We start from the raw sequence: 3,108 nt of genomic DNA on the forward strand, positions 1-3,108 counted from the left end.
GCCCAGCCCCGGCTGCGCGCCCTGCACCTGTCCGAGCTGGAGACGTTCGAGACCTACGAGACGCACAGCGCCACGCTGCACCTGGCCGCCGATCGCGTGTACAAGCGCAAGAAGCCGGTGAACCTGGGCTTCCTCGACTTCACCGACCGCCGCACCCGGGAGTCGGTCTGCCGGTCGGAGGTCGCGCTCAACCGCCGGCTGGCCCCCGACGTCTACCTGGGGGTCGCTGATCTCCTCGACGACACCGGTGAGGTGATCGACCACCTGGTCGTGATGCGGCGGATGCCGGCGAGTCGGCGGCTGTCCACCCTCGTCCGCCGGCGCAGCCGGGTCGGCCCGGCACTGCGCACGGTCGCCCGGGCGCTGGCGGTGTTCCACCAGCGGTGCGAGACCTCACCGGAGATCGCGGTGGCGGGGCACCGGGCGACCCTGGAGGGGCTGTGGCGGGAGGGTCTGGAAGGCATCTCCCCCTACCGCGGCACCCTGCTGGACGCGGCGGTGGTCGACGAGATCGGCGAACTGGCGCTGCGCTACCTGGCCGGCCGGGAGACGCTGCTCGGCGATCGGGTGCGCGCTGGGTGGATCCGCGACGGGCATGGCGACCTGCTCGCCGACGACATCTACTGCCTCGACGACGGACCCCGCATCCTCGACTGCATCGAGTTTGACCCGCGGCTGCGCTTCGGTGACGTCCTCGGTGACGTCGCGTTCCTGGCGATGGATCTGGAACGCCTCGGCGCGCCGGAGGAGGCCGCCGAGTTCCTCGATGCCTACCGGGAGTTCAGCGGCGAGGTGCACCCGCGGTCGTTGCAGCATCTCTACGTCGCCTACCGGGTGTTCGTCCGGGCGAAGGTGACCTGTATCCGGGGCGGGCAGGGTGATCCCGACGCGGCCGAGGAGGCCCGCCGGCTGCTGGCCGTCGCCCACCGTCACCTGCGGGCCGGCCGGGTCCAGCTCGTCGTGGTCGGCGGGCTGCCCGGGACGGGAAAGACGACCCTGGCCGGCAGGCTGGCCGGGGTCGGTGACGGCTGGGTGCTGCTGCGCTCCGACGTGATCCGCCAGGAGTTGACCGGGATGCCTCTGCGTGGGGGCGGGCTGGCCGCGGACACCACCGCCGGCGGGTACGCCAGTGCCCTGCGCAACGCCGGCGGCACCGCCACGAGAACCGGAGCCCACGGAACCGGAGCCCACCGCGACGCCGGTACCGGCGCGGTGGGCGCGGTGGGCGTCGCGCCGGCGGGCGGGCCGGTCGCGGACGGCGACCCCGCGACATCCGACCCGCGGTTCGGCACCGGGCGCTACGCCCCCGAGATCACCGACGCGACGTACGCCGAGATGCTGCGCCGCGCCGGGGCGGTTCTCGCCCGCGGGGAACGGGTGGTGCTGGACGCCTCCTGGTCGAGCGCGCGTCACCGCCGGGCCGCCGCCGAGCTCGCCGCAAGCGTCTGCGCCGACCTGGTGGAGCTGCACTGCGTGACGGCACCGGAGGTGGCGGCTGCCCGGATCGGCCGCCGTGCCGCCGCGGGCACCGATCCGTCGGAGGCGACGATGGCCATCCACCGGGCGATGGCGGCCCGCGCTGACCCCTGGCCGTCGGCGACGGTGGTACGCACCGCCGTCCCGGTCACCGAGGCCCTGCAGACGGTCCTCGCCCACCTCGACTGACGCCGCCCGGTGGGTCCGGTGTGACCATCCCGCGCGGCGCCGTCGCGCTTCAGGGCGCCGTCACTTCTCGATGCGGGTGGCGTACACGGCGGCCTGGGTGCGGCTGGACAGCTCTAGCTTCTCCAGGATGGCCGAGACGTAGTTCTTCACCGTCTTCTCGGACAGGTGAATCCGTCCGGCGATCTGCCGGTTGGTCAGCCCCTCCGCGATGAGGACGAGGATCTGGCGTTCCCGCTCGCCGAGGGTGGCAAGCTTGCGGTCCTCGGCCGGGCCCTCCCGCAACCGGGTGAGGACCCGCTGGGTGACGGCCGGGTCGAGCAGGGAACGGCCCGCGGCGATCGTCCGGATGGCGCCGACCAAGTCCGTGCCCCTGATCTGCTTGAGCAGGTAGCCGGCGGCCCCGGCCATGATGGCGGCGAACAGGGCGTCATCGTCGTCGTAGGAGGTGAGGATCAGGCAGCCGATCTCGGGATGCGCCGAGCGCAGGTCCCGGCAGACGTCGATACCGTTGCCGTCCTCGAGGCGGGCGTCGAGCACGGCAACGTCCGGCCTCGTCGCCGGGATCCGGCGCAGTGCCTCCGCCGCGGTGGACGCCTCTCCGACGACCTCGATGTCACCGGTCTCGGAGAGCATCTCGCGGATGCCGCGCCGGACGATCTCATGATCGTCCAGGAGGAAGACCCGTACGGTGCCCACGGTGTCGACGATACTCACGGTGCCGACGATACCGTCCATGGTCGTCGCCCAGACCGGTTCGGCATGGTGCCGGGAGGGTGCGCGGGTGCGGCCGGGCCCGTTGCGGGCCCGTTCGAGCCGTTCGGCGCCTCCGGGTGAACCCGCCCGCGTGAGCGCACCGCCCCCGGCCCGGGGCCCGCAGCGGCTGGCGGCCGCACAACCGGTGAGAGCCGGTGGCTACCCGAGGCGGGCGACGCCGCCGTAGACACTGACCTCGGCATCGGTCGGCACCTCGCCCTCGGCGGCGGGCTCCTCCGGCCGCCACCGAGGGACCATCTCCACTTCGGGGTCGATGAGCTCCAGGCCGGCAAAGAACCATTTCGGCCCGAGTGCGGTGCTGCCCGGGGATGCCCCGGGAGCGGTACGTGGTGAAGAGCTGCTCCATGCCGGGGTTGACGTCGGCGGTGGCGTGGGTGAGCGCCAGATAACTGCCCGACGGCAGGGCCGCCAGCAGCCGGCCGAGGATGCCGTAGGGGTCATCCGCGTCGGGGATAAGATAAAAGATCGCGATCAGGGACAGGGCGACTGGCTGGGTCAGGTCGAGGGTGTCGCGCAGTTCCGGGGCGGCCAGAATGCGCTCCGGGTCGCGCAGATCCGCGTCGAGGTAGGCGGTGCGGCCCTCGGGGGTGCTGGCGAGCAGGGCGCGAGCGTGGGCGAGCACGATCGGGTCGTTGTCGGTGTAGACGATCCGGGCGTCCGGGGCGAGGT

Annotated in this window: 2 protein-coding genes and 1 pseudogene; 1 reads left to right on the forward strand and 2 read right to left on the reverse strand. The window is 72.9% G+C overall.

Annotated elements, in window-relative coordinates:
• Positions 1-1,665: bifunctional aminoglycoside phosphotransferase/ATP-binding protein (locus tag AC08OJ_RS19455; RefSeq protein ID WP_476596493.1), on the forward strand; the 1,665-nt coding region annotated here is incomplete at its 5' end.
• A 60-nt stretch (positions 1,666-1,725) separates the two neighbouring features.
• Here AC08OJ_RS19455 and AC08OJ_RS19460 read toward each other — a convergent pair.
• On the reverse strand, positions 1,726-2,361 hold the full coding sequence (locus tag AC08OJ_RS19460; protein ID WP_462189125.1) for a response regulator: 636 nt from the start codon (positions 2,359-2,361) through the stop codon (positions 1,726-1,728).
• A 216-nt stretch (positions 2,362-2,577) separates the two neighbouring features.
• Positions 2,578-3,108 (reverse strand): annotated as a pseudogene (locus tag AC08OJ_RS19465) (SAM-dependent methyltransferase); the annotation flags it as partial.

The organism is Frankia sp. CgKIO3 (assembly GCF_977946435.1).